The sequence below is a fragment of the Serratia sp. CoH_134_PS_4 genome, assembly GCF_058190535.1.
On the sequence record NZ_JBXWKI010000001.1, the window covers coordinates 863,583 to 878,255 of the forward strand.

The 14,673-nt window shown below is 52.7% G+C and carries 13 protein-coding genes and 1 tRNA gene; 5 read left to right on the forward strand and 9 right to left on the reverse strand.

Annotated features, from left to right (window positions below; translation table 11 throughout):
* Positions 1-93: 93 nt before the first annotated feature.
* From AC2FCQ_RS03970 to AC2FCQ_RS03985, 4 genes are all read left to right on the forward strand, one after another.
* Positions 94-170: transfer RNA gene (locus AC2FCQ_RS03970), tRNA-Val, on the forward strand.
* Between the two features lie 142 nt (positions 171-312).
* Complete coding sequence (locus AC2FCQ_RS03975) at positions 313-618, forward strand: cupin domain-containing protein (protein WP_490307606.1); 306 nt, start codon at positions 313-315, stop codon at positions 616-618.
* Between the two features lie 404 nt (positions 619-1,022).
* Complete coding sequence (pykF, locus tag AC2FCQ_RS03980; RefSeq protein ID WP_037418669.1) at positions 1,023-2,435, forward strand: pyruvate kinase PykF; 1,413 nt, start codon at positions 1,023-1,025, stop codon at positions 2,433-2,435.
* Between the two features lie 308 nt (positions 2,436-2,743).
* On the forward strand, positions 2,744-2,980 hold the full coding sequence (locus tag AC2FCQ_RS03985) for a major outer membrane lipoprotein (RefSeq protein ID WP_004943717.1): 237 nt from the start codon (positions 2,744-2,746) through the stop codon (positions 2,978-2,980).
* A gap of 144 nt (positions 2,981-3,124) precedes the next feature.
* Here AC2FCQ_RS03985 and AC2FCQ_RS03990 read toward each other — a convergent pair whose 3' ends face one another.
* The 7 genes from AC2FCQ_RS03990 to sufA form a co-directional block, all read right to left on the reverse strand.
* Positions 3,125-4,138, reverse strand: coding sequence for a L,D-transpeptidase family protein (locus AC2FCQ_RS03990; RefSeq protein WP_490307607.1), 1,014 nt, complete (start codon positions 4,136-4,138; stop codon positions 3,125-3,127).
* 292 nt (positions 4,139-4,430) lie between these two features.
* Positions 4,431-4,844, reverse strand: a complete 414-nt coding sequence (gene sufE / locus AC2FCQ_RS03995; protein ID WP_490307608.1) for a cysteine desulfuration protein SufE — start codon at positions 4,842-4,844, stop codon at positions 4,431-4,433.
* 95 nt (positions 4,845-4,939) lie between these two features.
* Positions 4,940-6,160, reverse strand: a complete 1,221-nt coding sequence (gene sufS / locus AC2FCQ_RS04000; protein WP_490307609.1) for a cysteine desulfurase SufS — start codon at positions 6,158-6,160, stop codon at positions 4,940-4,942.
* The gene (sufD, locus tag AC2FCQ_RS04005) at positions 6,157-7,443 is read right to left on the reverse strand and encodes a Fe-S cluster assembly protein SufD (RefSeq protein WP_490307610.1); all 1,287 of its coding nucleotides are present in this window, start codon (positions 7,441-7,443) and stop codon (positions 6,157-6,159) included. The genes sufS and sufD overlap by 4 nt, the downstream gene beginning before the upstream one ends.
* Complete coding sequence (gene sufC / locus AC2FCQ_RS04010) at positions 7,418-8,164, reverse strand: Fe-S cluster assembly ATPase SufC (RefSeq protein WP_209633036.1); 747 nt, start codon at positions 8,162-8,164, stop codon at positions 7,418-7,420. Before sufC ends, sufD begins: the two co-directional genes overlap by 26 nt.
* Before the next feature lie 42 nt (positions 8,165-8,206).
* Positions 8,207-9,703, reverse strand: a complete 1,497-nt coding sequence (gene sufB / locus AC2FCQ_RS04015) for a Fe-S cluster assembly protein SufB (RefSeq protein WP_037418869.1) — start codon at positions 9,701-9,703, stop codon at positions 8,207-8,209.
* 14 nt (positions 9,704-9,717) lie between these two features.
* Positions 9,718-10,089, reverse strand: a complete 372-nt coding sequence (sufA, locus tag AC2FCQ_RS04020) for a Fe-S cluster assembly scaffold SufA (protein ID WP_037418650.1) — start codon at positions 10,087-10,089, stop codon at positions 9,718-9,720.
* A gap of 555 nt (positions 10,090-10,644) precedes the next feature.
* Here sufA and AC2FCQ_RS04025 point away from each other — a divergent pair.
* Positions 10,645-11,049 (forward strand): hypothetical protein, encoded by a 405-nt coding sequence (locus AC2FCQ_RS04025; RefSeq protein ID WP_037418867.1) that lies wholly within the window; start codon positions 10,645-10,647, stop codon positions 11,047-11,049.
* Between the two features lie 51 nt (positions 11,050-11,100).
* Here AC2FCQ_RS04025 and menI read toward each other — a convergent pair whose 3' ends face one another.
* Positions 11,101-11,517: a 1,4-dihydroxy-2-naphthoyl-CoA hydrolase gene (menI, locus tag AC2FCQ_RS04030; protein ID WP_490307611.1), complete on the reverse strand. Its 417-nt coding sequence runs from the start codon at positions 11,515-11,517 to the stop codon at positions 11,101-11,103.
* The gene (gene ydiJ, locus AC2FCQ_RS04035) at positions 11,514-14,570 is read right to left on the reverse strand and encodes a D-2-hydroxyglutarate dehydrogenase YdiJ (RefSeq protein ID WP_490307612.1); all 3,057 of its coding nucleotides are present in this window, start codon (positions 14,568-14,570) and stop codon (positions 11,514-11,516) included. The genes menI and ydiJ overlap by 4 nt, the downstream gene beginning before the upstream one ends.
* Between the last annotated feature and the right edge of the window lie 103 nt (positions 14,571-14,673).

The following is a 14,673-nucleotide window of genomic DNA, read 5'->3' on the forward strand; positions in this document are numbered from 1 at the left end:
CCGTAGCTCAGTTGGTTAGAGCACCACCTTGACATGGTGGGGGTCGGTGGTTCGAGTCCACTCGGACGCACCAAATTTCTAAAGCAGTGCAGTGCGTCCGTAGCTCAGTTGGTTAGAGCACCACCTTGACATGGTGGGGGTCGGTGGTTCGAGTCCACTCGGACGCACCAAAGCGTTGTTTTCTCAAACTTGCCCTATCAGCTTAACACTCACGCTATTGTTAACTCGCCAGCACGGCCCCATACTTTTGTTTCTGCCATCGCAGGCCATATATCCTATCATCAAGGCGAATACCTTATCAGGACAGATCCCATGCTGACATTTACCGCAGAGACGCCCTTTGAGAAGCTCGACAATGGTCTCTCCCGCCGACAAGGGAAAATGAACGACGGAGCACGCGCCACAGAAGTCAAATTTGACGCGGGTGCCTTCGGCCAACTGCAAAAGTACCCCCACGCGTTGCAAACACGGGTAGTCTCTGGTGAGTTTGAATTCACCGTAGGCAGCGACACCCAGATAGTACTCGCCGGTGAAACCATCACGATCCCCGCGAATACCGCGAGTGGCTGCTTCTGTTTGTCTGCCGGTACGCTGTGGGAAATCATCACGTCAAGCTAACCCTCGACGGTACTTGTATTTACAGAAGGGTTATTTGCGCAACAAACACCTGCTGTTGGTTTGCATTTGCGCCACATTTGCTGCTGATTTGACGGTTCCGCGATTTAGCATCGGTTTTTATTTTGTTTCCCGCCGCTTAGCCTTTATAATGCGCAACGTCTTTCAGTTGAATGGTTTCAGCCCTTGATCTGCGAAAACGCAATAACAACATATTTTCACCTCATCTCGTTGCGCAGCATCCCCGCATCCCGGCGCGGGCTGAATTTTTCCGCCCCATTTCGACTCTGGTCACCTATCCTTAACTTTGTTTTGTATCACCAGGCACGACTCAAATCCCTTATCAGTGGCCTGACCGCTGGTTTTATTCGTTTCTTTATCCATCACAACTTGTAGAAAAATCCGTCATGAAAAAGACCAAAATTGTTTGTACCATCGGTCCAAAAACCGAATCGGAAGAAATGCTGACCAACCTGCTGAATGCCGGCATGAACGTAATGCGCCTGAACTTCTCACATGGTGATTATGAAGAGCACGGCAACCGCATCAAGAACATGCGTGCCGTAATGGCGAAAACCGGTCAGAACGCAGGCATCCTGTTGGATACCAAAGGCCCGGAAATCCGCACCATGAAACTGGAAGGCGGCAAAGACGCCGCACTGGTTGCAGGTCAGACTTTCACTTTCACTACCGATCAGAGCGTTATCGGCAACAATGAACGTGTCGCGGTCACTTACGCAGGTTTTAGTGCTGACCTGAAAATCGGCAACACCGTGCTGGTAGACGATGGTCTGATCGGTATGGAAGTCACCAACGTGACCGAAAACGAAGTGGTTTGTAAGGTGCTGAACAGCGGCGACCTGGGCGAAAACAAAGGCGTTAACCTGCCGGGCGTTTCTATTCAGTTGCCTGCACTGGCAGAAAAAGACAAGCGCGATCTGATTTTCGGCTGCGAGCAAGGCGTAGACTTCGTTGCTGCGTCCTTTATCCGTAAACGTTCAGACGTGCTGGAAATCCGTGAACACCTGAAAGCCCACGGCGGCGAGCAGATCCAGATCATCTCTAAAATCGAAAACCAGGAAGGCCTGAACAACTTCGACGAGATCCTCGAAGCCTCTGACGGCATCATGGTTGCTCGTGGTGACCTGGGTGTGGAAATCCCGGTAGAAGAAGTGATCTTCGCGCAGAAGATGATGATTGAAAAATGTAACCGTGCACGCAAAGTGGTCATCACCGCAACGCAGATGCTCGATTCCATGATCAAAAACCCGCGCCCTACCCGTGCAGAAGCTGGCGACGTTGCCAACGCCATTCTGGATGGTACCGACGCCGTCATGCTGTCAGGTGAGAGCGCCAAGGGTAAGTACCCGCTGGAAGCCGTTACCATCATGGCGACCATCTGTGAGCGCACTGATCGCGTGATGCCAAGCCGTATCGACAGCCTGAATGACAACCGCAAACTGCGCATCACCGAAGCGGTATGCCGCGGCGCGGTTGAAACCGCAGAAAAGCTGGATGCGCCACTGATCGTCGTCGCCACCAGCGGCGGTAAATCAGCCAAGTCCGTGCGTAAATACTTCCCTAACGCTGTGATCCTGGCGCTGACCACCAATGAAGTCACCGCTCACCAGCTCATTCTGAGCAAAGGCGTGATTCCACAAATGGTTAAAGAAATCGCCTCCACCGACGATTTCTACCGCATTGGTAAAGAAGCGGCACTGGCCAGTGGTCTTGCACAAAAAGGCGACGTTGTGGTGATGGTTTCTGGTGCACTGGTACCAAGTGGCACCACCAATACGGCCTCGGTTCACGTGCTCTAATATAAAACGTGACATAATTATTTTGACAAAAACGCCGCTTTGCGGCGTTTTTTTTAGCACTAGTAAACTATTTTATCAAAAACGCAACCATCGATTGCTCATTATTTGGCTAATTACAAATCGGAGTTGTCCCATGGAATCCGGCTGTTTTCCCTACATTTTTTAACTATTTTTCAAAAGAAGATGCAAGTTTGAGCGAACGATCAAAATAAAGCACTCCAATACAAAAAAATTATTCTCTTTCGAAAAAAGTTTGTGTAATACTTGTAACGCTACATGGAGATTAACTCAATCTAGAGGGTGTTATAATGAATCGTACTAAACTGGTACTGGGCGCGGTAATCCTGGGTTCCACTCTGCTGGCAGGCTGCTCTAGCAATGCTAAAATCGATCAACTGTCTTCTGACGTTCAGACTCTGAACGCTAAAGTTGACCAGCTGAGCAACGACGTGAACGCAATCCGTTCTGACGTTCAAGCAGCTAAAGACGACGCAGCACGTGCTAACCAGCGCCTGGACAACCAAGCTCACGCTTACAAAAAGTAAGTTAGCTTCGGTTAATGAAAACGGCGCACATTGTGCGCCGTTTTTTTTGTCTGTTGATCCCCCCGATGAATCCCCTCTTGCCACCAGGCAAAAAAAAGGGCTCAGCACGCTGAACCCCTCAGTAATACCCGTTATAAGCACATTTTAATTCACAGAGCTGATGGGTGCCCCTTTGAATAAGCCTTTATTCGCTTCCTGCGAGGCTACAGGCGTTAAACTCACCTCAGATGGGTTCTGACCAAGGTTAACCAGCACCGGCATGCCAGAGCGGCGTACAAGCGCACTGTCGAACACGGCCTTATCGGTCTGTGCATCGCCAACAAACGCTTTTTCGGTTTTAGACAGTGCGATCGGCATGGTTTGCGGATCATCGCTTTCAACTCTCGACAGCGGCTGATGCACTTCAACATAGCGTTTACCGTCCGGCTCAACGGAAATTTTCACCGGATCGTTGATCACCTGAACCCGCGTGCCACGCGGTACCATATTGAATAGCGCCTCGATATCGGTTGGCCGCAAGCGGATACAACCGGAACTGACGCGCATGCCGATACCAAAGTTGGCGTTGGTACCGTGGATCAAATACTCACCGTGCCCCATCGCCAAGCGCATGGCGAACAGCCCCATTGGGTTATCAGGACCGGCCGGAACCACGCCAGGCAACGTCACACCTTTTTCTTGATAGCGTTTACGAATATTAGCCGTCGGTGTCCAGGTCGGGTTCGGGATTTTTTGGCTGACAGACGTCACCTGCAGCGGCGTATGCATCCCCGTCTGACCGATACCGATAGGATAAACGATGACCTTGTTCTCGCCCTTCGGGTAGTAGTACAAACGCAGCTCAGCCAGGTTAACCACAATCCCCTCACGCTTGGTGTCTGGCAGCAGCATTTGGGTCGGGATGGTCAATACCGTGCCCGGCTTCGGCAGAAACGGGTCTGTACCGGGGTTGGCCTCCAACATACCCAGCAGACCAATCTTATAGTCGGCCGCAATGGCCTCCAGCGGACGCCCGTCGTTCGGCACGGTATAAGTGGTGTTTTCGCCAATCAGGCGGCTATCTGGCGGCGGCAGCGGGTATTCGCTCGCGCTGGCGGCTTGGGTGCCGGTCAGTACGGTGGCAAACAGCATGCCCATTAAACTCAACGCACGTTTCATTATCATCCCTATTATGCTTATTACGGTTCGGCAACAAGGCTATCTGGCGCCTGGCCGCGGGTAAATCAGACAAGACCTGATTAATACTAGCAATGCTGACGTCAAAGGCAATAAGTCCTCTAAAAATCAACATGTTATAACGTAATCGCTTTATGCATTTGTCAACAGAACGTCAATAGGTAACCTGCTGATATGTCACTAATTTGCGGGATGAATGGCGAGGTGGGCAGGTCTTTGTAAAGACTCACTGACACAAGAAAACATGCAACGTATCAATGAGTCTTAGCGCACATCAGAGCTTGGCAGCCTGAGCGCGGATTGCACGGATCATGGCTTCTAACCCTTGCGAACGTGAAGGTGTCAGGTGTTGGCTCAACGCTAACTCGGCAAAAAACGGACGAACATCCAATGCGATAATCTGCTCTGGGGTCATATGGTGATAAAGAATAAACACCACTGCCAGCAGTCCTTTTACAATCGCCGCATCGCTGTCACCATGAAACTCAACGTGCCCTTGCTCGTCAACCCGCATCACAATCCACACCTGGCTCTGACAACCGGAAATCAGATTTCCCGCCTGACGCTCACTGTCGTCCAGTGCCGGTAGCTTCGCGCCCAGTTCGATGACATACAGATATTTATCTTCCCAGTTAAGGCAACGGGAAAAATTACGCACTAACTTATCTTTGTCCGGCAAGTTCGCCATGAGGATCCTTTCAATAATTTAGGGGCCGGCATGCCGACCCCATGTCTTATACAACAGACGTTCATTCACTCGGCGGCTATGCACGCCGATCGCCCCTATCCCAGCAGTTTGTGAATTCGCTGCAACCCGGCCACCAGCCGATCCACGTCGTCCCTCGTGTTGTAGACAGCCAATGAAGCGCGACACATACTCGGCACATTATAGAACGCCATCAGTGGCATCGCGCAATGGTGCCCGGTGCGAATAGCGATACCATACTTGTCCAGGAAGCTACCAACATCATAGGCATGGTGTTCACCCAGATTAAAGGCGATCACACCGGCGCGCTCTGCCGGGCCGTAGATTTTAAGGGTAGGCACCTGCTGCAGCGCTTCCAGTGCGTAATGCATTAATGATTGCTCATAATCACCAATCGCAGCCAGCCCCAGCGCATTCACGTAATCAATCGCCGCACCCAATCCCATGATGCCTGCGGTATTGGGTGAGCCCGCCTCAAAGCGCCACGGTGGCTCCGCATAGGTTGTGCCATGCGTCAGGCTGACCTGCTGAATCATCGAGCCGCCCCCTTCCCACGGCGGCATTTGCTGCAATAGTGACTGCTTGCCATAAAGAATGCCAATACCGGAAGGCCCATACAGCTTATGGCCGGAAAACACGTAGAAGTCACAGTCCAGCGCCTGTACGTCCACCTGCTGGTGCATCACGGCCTGTGCCCCGTCGATCAACACCTTAAGGCCTGCGGCCTTCGCCTGCGCCGTAATGTCGCGTACCGGGTTAACCGTCCCCAACACATTGGAAACCTGGGTCAACGCCAGCAATTTGGTGCTGGCGTCGATAAGGCCAGGCAATTGTGCCAGATCCAAGGTGCCGTCTTGCTGTAACGGCCAAACACGCAGGTTCAGTCCTCGTTCCTTCGCCAGCATCTGCCAAGGCACGATATTGGCGTGATGTTCCATCTCGGTGATGATAATGCTGTCACCGGATTGCAGGAAATGACGGCCAAAGCTGTTAGCCACCAGGTTAATGCCCTCGGTGGTGCCTTTAACGAACACAATCTCTTCAACGGAAGCGGCATTAATAAACGCGGCTACTTTTTCACGCACCGCTTCCATGTCCTGCGTCGCTTCAGCACTCAGGGTGTGGATGCCTCGGTGAACGGCCGCATAGCCATGACGATAAAAATCCAACTCGCGATCGATCACCGCCTGCGGCTTTTGCGCGCTGGCAGCGCTGTCGAGGTAAGCCAGCGACTGGCCATTGACGTCACGCGCCAACAGCGGGAATTCACTGCGTACCCGTTCAATCGGAAAACTCATGCGGCCTCCCCCGGCAGGCGCTGCGCAATGCGTGCCAGTACCGATTCTCGGATGAGATCGTTACCAATCCCCTCAGTCAGCTCAGCGGCAAAAGCAAAGATAATCATCTGCTGCGCCGCGTGCTTGTCAATGCCGCGCGATTGCAGATAAAACAGCTGCTCTTCATCGATACGACCAACGGTAGCGCCATGGCTGCACTTCACATCGTCGGCATAGATTTCCAATTGCGGTTTGGTATCCACTTCCGCCACCTTACCCAGCAACAGGTTATGGTTGGTCATCTGCCCATCGGTTTTAATCGCGTGTTTTGCCACTTTGATCATGCCGTTAAATACCGCTTTGGCGCGATCGCTGACCACCACTTTGTGCAATTGGCGGCTCTCGCAATAGCCTTTGTTATGCTCAAGGTAAGTACGGGTGTCACACACCTCTTTACCGACCGGCAATACCAGGCTATTGATCACCAAATTAGAGCCTTCACCATTAAGCTGTGCGCTGGTGTTATGCCGTGTTAGCCCAGCCCCCAACAGGAAGCTGTCGCTCTTCACCCGTGCATCGCGGCCAATCACCAGATCGTTATGGGCGAAGTGGTAACTCGGCTGGCTCTCAAACGCCAACTTGCAATGGTTCAATTGGGCATTATCACCGATGTTAGCGGTGAGGCGCGCGCCAGTGAAATGCGCAGCCTGGTTCAGGCTGACGTAATGCTCTATCACCTCGGCCTGCGCATTACGCGCAATATCAAGGTGATGCCGGTGATGCACGGTATTCACCTCACCTTCAGCCCCGCGTCCGCTGCTGATATGCAGCAGATACAGCGGTCGCGCCGCGATTTTACCGGCGGCCACGCGAATAATGCTGGTTTCCTGCGCCAGGCTTTCCGTCAGATGCAGAAAGATCTCGGGCTGGATCGGTTCGGGTAGCGCCTGTAACGTCCCGTAGGGTGCGATGTCGAACTGATAATCACCCAGGTCGCTGTCGCTCAACGCCGCACAAAAACGCCCGTCAACAAAGACCAGCCGATAAGCATCAATCGCCAGCGCCAACGCATCTAACTGCGCGGCAGTGACTGGCTCCACCGGTGGCTCAAGGAACTGCTGTTCAAGCAAACCTTCCAGCGGTGTGTATTTCCAGTTTTCATGCTTGCGCGTCGGCCACCCCAAGCGCAAAGCCTGTTGCCAGTGTGCCAATGCATGGGCAGAGTGCTCACCACCGCGTGCTTCAAACAGGCTATACAGTTGTTGCAGCGCGCGCGCGTTATTGTTCGTCGGTAAGCCAGCCATAGCCCTGCTCCTCCAACTGTTTCACCAGAGAGAAATCGCCGGACTTGACGATGCGCCCCTGAGAAAGAACATGGACGTAATCCGGCTTGATGTAGTCCAGGATACGTTGGTAGTGCGTAACGATAATGAACGAACGCTTGCCATCACGCAGCGAGTTCACGCCGTTAGCGACAATCTTCAGCGCATCAATATCCAAACCGGAGTCGGTTTCGTCTAAAATACAGAGATCCGGCTCCAGCGCCGCCATCTGGAGGATGTCATTACGTTTTTTCTCACCGCCAGAGAAACCGACGTTGACCGAACGGGTCAGCAAGTCAGGCGGCATGTTCAACAATTCAATTTTTTCTTCGATAAAATCAGCGAAGTCGAAACGGTCGAGCGGTTCTTGCTGGCGGTATTTGCGTACGGCGTTAACCGAAGTTTGCAGGAAGAAATGGTTGCTGACGCCGGGGATCTCCACCGGATATTGGAAGGCCAGGAATACGCCCTCACCCGCACGATCTTCCGGGTCCAGCTCAAGCAAATCCTTACCTTTAAAGGTCACTTCACCTTCGGTGACTTCATATTCTTCGCGTCCCGCCAGCGTTGCCGAAAGCGTGCTCTTGCCTGAACCATTCGGCCCCATGATGGCATGCACTTCACCCGGTTTAATCTCCAGGTTCAATCCCTTAAGGATTTCGTTGCCTTCCGCGCTGACTTTTAAATTCTTGATACTTAACATGCAGTGTCCTTAGATCGCGCTGTCGCGCTGTAAATCCGGCGTTTAGCCCACGCTGTGTTCCAGGCTGATGGCCAATAACTTCTGCGCCTCGACGGCGAACTCCAGCGGTAGCTCAGAGAACACGTCCTTACAGAATCCGTTAACAATCATCGAAATGGCATTGTCTTCGCTAATGCCGCGCTGCAAACAATAGAACAGTTGGTCATCGCCAATTTTTGATGTCGTCGCTTCATGTTCCAACTGGGCACTGTTGTTACGCGCTTCAACGTACGGGAAGGTATGGGCACCGCTGTCCGGCCCAATCAACATCGAGTCGCATTGGGTAAAGTTACGCGCGTTTTCTGCCCCCGGCAGGATCTTCACCAGGCCACGGTAGGTATTCTCGCTATGTCCGGCAGAGATACCTTTGGCGATGATGGTTGAACGGGTATTTTTGCCGATGTGGATCATCTTGGTGCCGGTGTCGGCCTGCTGATGGCCGCTGGTCAGGGCTACCGAGAAGAACTCACCGATAGAATTATCCCCCTGCAGGATCACGCTAGGGTATTTCCAGGTGATTGCCGAGCCGGTTTCCGACTGAGTCCATGACATTTTTGAACCTGCGCCTTCACACAATGCGCGCTTGGTCACAAAGTTCAGGATGCCTCCCTTGCTGTCACCGCCAGAGAACCAGTTCTGCACTGTCGAATATTTCACTTCGGCATCCTTGTGCAGGATCACTTCTACCACCGCGGCATGCAGTTGGTAACTGTCGCGTACCGGCGCCGAACAGCCTTCGATGTAGCTGACATAACTGCCCTCATCGGCGATCAGTATGGTGCGTTCGAACTGACCGGTTTTAGCGGCATTGATACGGAAATACGTCGACAGTTCCATTGGGCAACGTACGCCCTTCGGCACATAGACAAAGGTCCCGTCGGAAGCCACCGCTGCGTTCAGTGCGGCGAAGAAATTGTCGTTGGACGGTACGACGCGACCGAGGTATTTACGCACCAGATCCGGGTATTCGTGTATGGCCTCACCGAACGAGCAGAAAATGACCCCGCTTTCCGCCAACTTTTCGCGGTAGGTCGTCGAGACAGAGACAGAGTCAAAAATCGCATCGACCGCGACTTCACTGCCTTCGCGCACAGGGACGCCGAGTTGGTTAAACGCCAACTCAACCTCGTTGGTCAGGTAGTTGTTATCGGTCGGTGCGCCCGGTTGCTGTTCTGCGCCCGGCTGGGATCCACAGGCATCGTCACAACTGCCACAGGAGGGCGCGGAGTAATAGCTGTAGTCCTGGTAGTTCAGCCGATCGTAGTTCGCTTTCAGCCAGTGTGGCTCTTCCATTTGCAGCCAGGCACGGTAGGCTTCAAGGCGGAACTCCAGCATCCACTCAGGTTCATTACGCTTGGCCGAGATGGCGCGCACCACGTCTTCATTGATGCCCTTCGCTAACTCATCGGTGGCCAGTTGGGTAAAAAAACCTTCTTTGTAGCGACCTTCGCTGACCCAAGCCTGCACTTCATTAGGCATTTCTACATTGCTTCGTGTCATGTTGATTGCATCGCTCAAACGCCAAAACTCTCGCCGCACCCGCAGGCATGCTGAGCTTTAGGGTTATTAAATTTGAATATCTGATTCAGCCCTTCACGGACAAAATCTACCGTGGTGCCATCGATAAACGGCATGGCTTTCAACGGCACATACAGTTTGGCGCCATCACGCTCAAACAGCAGGTCGTCGTCAGCAGGAGCACGGGTGAGATCCAGCACATAGGCAAACCCGGCGCAGCCTGACTGCTTGACCCCGAGTTGCAGCCCCTTCACCTGTGGATCCTGCTGCATTAGTTTCGTTATTTGTTGTACGGCGTTGTCACTGAGCAAAATGCCTTGCCAGACATTTTCGTCCAGAGAAAAAGTGCCGACATTTTCCGTTTGCATATGGCCTACCTCACACTCGTGTTTTACCACAGCCAATCTGGGTTGCTACTATGTTAGTGATAACGATTATCACTTCAACCGTTTGTTTTGCGGGGTTATCCGCCAAAAGCCCGGATTTTTGCTTTGGCATGCGGCAACTGCGTGGGACAGTCAGCGCGTCTGGCGCTGCCGGTCGGAAATGGAATCATTTTATCCTTATGAATTTACTGTACATCCTGTCATACCATGCCCCTTACCCGCTGGCGCGAAGGCTTTACAGAACCGGGCTTTTTATGTCGATTTAAACATTCATAGAAAATACCTATTTCTGAATTTTGTCTGTCTCAAAAATGCGTTTATCGACAATTAACGGCTTTTCCCCCTCTTTTGCCTTTCCGTCCGTCCCAACAAAAGCGGCAATCTCTGATTAAAGTTTAGTCGCTACTGACTATGTTGGGGTGCTGTCCCCCCAATGCATCCCCTGCTGGCGATAAAAATTTCAACAGAATGATTGATCACGAACGCACCAATAAATATGATAATGATTATCATTCAATTCTAATTGAGCACGGGCAAATGAATATCTCGATGAATGCGTGGCTGCTGGGCAAAATTGATGACTATAAATTCAGCGTGCGCGACGCTACGGTAGATTTCTACATGGCAGAGGCGTCGCTTAAACGGCCGGAGTGCAATATCAACCATCTGAAACGCTACAACAGTGTCAGCCTGAATATGGCCAATCTGTGTCTGGAAAACGGTGATGATGAAAGCTATCTGCACGCGTTGAGCAAACTGCATAACCGGCTGATCGTAGAGATCAACAACCCACAGCGTTGTCAGCTGTTCCGGGTTCAGAGCTATCATTTTGCCCGTCATACTCTGACCTTAATCTGTCAAAAATATGCAATGGAAGGCACTTGGGAGAAGGCCAATGCCTTCCAGAAAGACTTCGTTAAGCGGGTGCCCTTTCAGTTATGAACGGGCTGAATGGCAAAAATACCCGCAGGTAAGGCTACCTGCGGGGTAAACCTAGTCGATAACGGCCGTAGTCAGGCGTGAAGTGCAGCACAGGCGATCGCGTGAATCGAAGATTTCTATCTGCCACACCTGATGGCGACGCCCCACATGCAACGCCCGACACACGCCGCGCACCTGGCCTTCAAATACCGCACGCAGATGGTTGGCGTTGATTTCCAACCCCACCACTTTCTGTTCCCCTTCGCTACACAGGTAACCGGCCATCGACCCCATCGATTCTGCCAGCACTACCGATGCACCACCGTGCAACAGGCCAAATGGCTGCCGGGTACGCTGATCAACCGGCATGGTCGCTTCGAGATAATCGTCCTCCAGTCGGGTAAATTGGATCCCCACATGACTGACCATACATCCTTCACCGGCCTGGTTTAGTTGCTCCAGCGTCGTCTCTCGTTTCCACAGTTTCACTCAATCATCTCCAGAAGTGCCTGTAATGGGTGTCGTACACCGTTACCCTCAATACGTTTGACCTGGCTGCGACAGGAATAGCCGGTCGCCAGACAACGTTGCCGCGGCAGACGTTGTAATGCCTGATGCCAGGATAGCTCATAAATCCCGAGCGAATTCTCCAGGTTCTTTACTTCATGCCCGTAAGTTCCCGCCATGCCGCAGCAACCGACGCTGACGTTTTCCAGCCTGGCCCCAAAGCGTGCAAAGATGGACGCCCAATGTTGGCCGCTGGCAGGCAAGGCCGTGGTTTCCGTACAGTGACCGAACAAATACCAGGCTTCGCCCGTCGCAGGCTGTTCTGCACGTTCAGCCAAGCGCTGCTGCAACCACTCGTGCACCAGTTGTACCTGGAAATCCCCGCGGGCCTCACCGAGGATCTCGTTATATTCGTCGCGATAGCACAACACCAACGCCGGATCGACACCCACCAGCGGCATGCCAAGCTTTGCCACTCGGTTAAGAAAATCAGCTGTCTTGCGCGCGGTGCGGGCAAATCGTGTCAGAAAACCTTTGATATGTTGGGCTTTCCCGTTCGGTGAGAACGGCAACAGCACAGGACGGTAACCGAGCTTTTCCACCAGCCGTACAAAATCCGCCACCACTTTGGCGTCGTAATAGCTGGTAAAGGGATCCTGAACGATCAGGACATACTGTTCGCGCTTTTCTACGCTCAGCGCTTCAAGCTGCTCCAGCGTCATGGTCATGGCACCATGACCTGAAAGTTGCTGGCGCAGCGTCGGGCTGGAAAGCATCGGCAAATCAACCATGCCAATCGTGTTACGGCTCAATTCACGAACCCAGGGCTGGCGGAAAAAGAAGTTGAACACTTTCGGCGCTTTCGCCATCAGCGGCGTGTAGCTCTCGACCCCTGCGACCATATAGTCGCGTGCCGGCCGCAAATAGCGCGTGTGGTATAGCTGCAGGAAGCGCGAACGGAAGCCCGGCACGTCAATTTTGATCGGGCACTGGGTAGAACAGGCTTTACAGGCCAGACAACCGGACATGGCCTCTTTCACTTCATGGGAGAAATCATATTCGCCTTTGCCGGCGTACCAACTGTTGCGCGTTTTCTCTATCAGAGCCCGGAAACTGAGACGTTGTTGTGGCAGCTGTTTCTCCAGCACCAGCGGATCGACGCCCTGCTCTGAAAGCAGACGTAACCATTCACGTACCAACGCCGCCCGACCTTTGGGTGAATGAATACGGCTACCGGTGATCTTCATCGACGGGCACATTGGGCTGCGTACATCAAAATTGAAGCACAAACCATTGCCGTTACATTCCATCGCGCCACGGAACGAGGTGCGTACCTCTACCGGGATAAGGCGATCAAGCGTGCCACGCTTGGCGGCATCAACTTTCATCATCGGCGCATCGACACCTAATGGCGGGCATATTTTACCGGGGTTGAGACGGTTGTTCGGATCAAACGCGGCCTTAATACGCCGCAGTTCCAGGAACAGCTGATCACCGAAGAATTCAGGGCTGTATTCAGCGCGGAACCCTTTGCCATGTTCCCCCCACAGCAACCCACCATATTTGGCCGTCAGCGCCACCACCTGGTCAGAAAGCTGTTTCATCAACACTTCCTGCTGTGGGTCACACATATCGAGTGCAGGGCGTACATGTAATACGCCAGCATCCACATGGCCAAACATGCCATAGCTCAGGTTATGGCTGTCCAACAACTGGCGGAACTCGACGATGTAATCGGCCAGATGCTGCGGCGGCACACAGGTGTCTTCGGCAAACGGAATAGGTTTAGCGCGCCCTTTGGCGTTGCCTAATAGCCCGACAGCCTTTTTACGCATGTTATAAATTCGTTCAATGCCGGCCAGATCCCCACAGATCTGATAGCCGATCACACCGCCCTGCTTTTCGGTGATCAATTCGTCCAGCCGCTGACAGAGATCCTCCATCTGCCGATCGATCAACACGTTGTCATCCCCGGCAAACTCGACGATGTTAAGACCAAGCATTTCTTTATCTGGCACGTTGGTGATTAATTCATTCACCGAATGCCAGACAATATCTTCACGAGCCAGATTCAGGACCTTGGAATCGATGGTTTCAACCGACAGAGCCTTGGCATCCACCATGAACGGGGCATTGCGCAGTGCAGAATCAAACGAATCGTATTTGACATTCACCAAGCGGCGCACCTTCGGCAATGGCGTAATATCCAGCCGCGCTTCGGTAATAAACGCCAACGTCCCTTCAGCGCCCGTCAGAATACGTGTCAGATCGAAGGTTTGCATGTCATCGCTAAACACATGCCGCAGATCGTACCCGGTCAGAAAGCGATTAAGTTTGGGGAATTTTTCCAGAATCAGTGTGCGCTGCTCACGACAGCTATTGAGCACGGTGTGGTAAATCCGGCCTTCAACCGTATCTTCGCGAGCAATCGTTTCCGCCAACGGCGTCGGCATAGCACGCGTGTCGATCATGTCCCCACCCAGCAGGACAGCTCGCAGGCCCAACACGTGATCGGATGTTTTACCGTACACCAGAGAGCCCTGACCGGAGGCGTCTGTGTTGATCATACCGCCCAGCGTGGCGCGGTTACTGGTAGAAAGCTCCGGCGAGAAGAAATAGCCGAACGGCCGCAAATACTGGTTAAGTTGGTCTTTAATGACCCCCGCTTCAACCTTGACCCAGCCTTGCTCAACGTTGATCTCAAGGATGCGGTTCATATGGCGCGACATATCCACCACAATACCGGTATTGAGCGACTGGCCGTTAGTGCCGGTACCCCCGCCGCGCGGGCTAAAGACCAGCGTACTGAAACGCTCCTCTGCCGCCAGACGCGCAATCAACGCCACGTCTGCCGTTGAGCGAGGGAACACGACGGCATCGGGCAATAACTGATAGATACTGTTGTCGGTCGCCATCGTCAGTCGATCGGCGTAGCTGGTGGCGATATCGCCGTTGAATCCGTTTTGCTTTAACGCTTCCAAAAAGTCGAGCACCCGCTGAACGAGGCCGGGCGCTTGAGAAATCTGTGGGATCATTCGATTTTTGACCCTGTCTGTCTGTTTTATATGCGTTAATGAACGCTGAATCAGGCCTTTATTCAGACCCGCCCTATTTTTTATTAGAGATAAAAACTAACAT

What these genes read in the sequence shown, in the direction of transcription:
- AC2FCQ_RS03975 (WP_490307606.1), top strand. Translation starts at nt 313, where the DNA reads ATGCTGACATTTACCGCAGAGACGCCCTTTGAGAAGCTCGACAATGGT.
- pykF (WP_037418669.1), top strand. Translation starts at nt 1,023, where the DNA reads ATGAAAAAGACCAAAATTGTTTGTACCATCGGTCCAAAAACCGAATCG.
- AC2FCQ_RS03985 (WP_004943717.1), top strand. Translation starts at nt 2,744, where the DNA reads ATGAATCGTACTAAACTGGTACTGGGCGCGGTAATCCTGGGTTCCACT.
- AC2FCQ_RS03990 (WP_490307607.1), bottom strand. Translation starts at nt 4,138, where the DNA reads ATGAAACGTGCGTTGAGTTTAATGGGCATGCTGTTTGCCACCGTACTG.
- sufE (WP_490307608.1), bottom strand. Translation starts at nt 4,844, where the DNA reads ATGGCGAACTTGCCGGACAAAGATAAGTTAGTGCGTAATTTTTCCCGT.
- sufS (WP_490307609.1), bottom strand. Translation starts at nt 6,160, where the DNA reads ATGAGTTTTCCGATTGAACGGGTACGCAGTGAATTCCCGCTGTTGGCG.
- sufD (WP_490307610.1), bottom strand. Translation starts at nt 7,443, where the DNA reads ATGGCTGGCTTACCGACGAACAATAACGCGCGCGCGCTGCAACAACTG.
- sufC (WP_209633036.1), bottom strand. Translation starts at nt 8,164, where the DNA reads ATGTTAAGTATCAAGAATTTAAAAGTCAGCGCGGAAGGCAACGAAATC.
- sufB (WP_037418869.1), bottom strand. Translation starts at nt 9,703, where the DNA reads ATGACACGAAGCAATGTAGAAATGCCTAATGAAGTGCAGGCTTGGGTC.
- sufA (WP_037418650.1), bottom strand. Translation starts at nt 10,089, where the DNA reads ATGCAAACGGAAAATGTCGGCACTTTTTCTCTGGACGAAAATGTCTGG.
- AC2FCQ_RS04025 (WP_037418867.1), top strand. Translation starts at nt 10,645, where the DNA reads ATGAATATCTCGATGAATGCGTGGCTGCTGGGCAAAATTGATGACTAT.
- ydiJ (WP_490307612.1), bottom strand. Translation starts at nt 14,570, where the DNA reads ATGATCCCACAGATTTCTCAAGCGCCCGGCCTCGTTCAGCGGGTGCTC.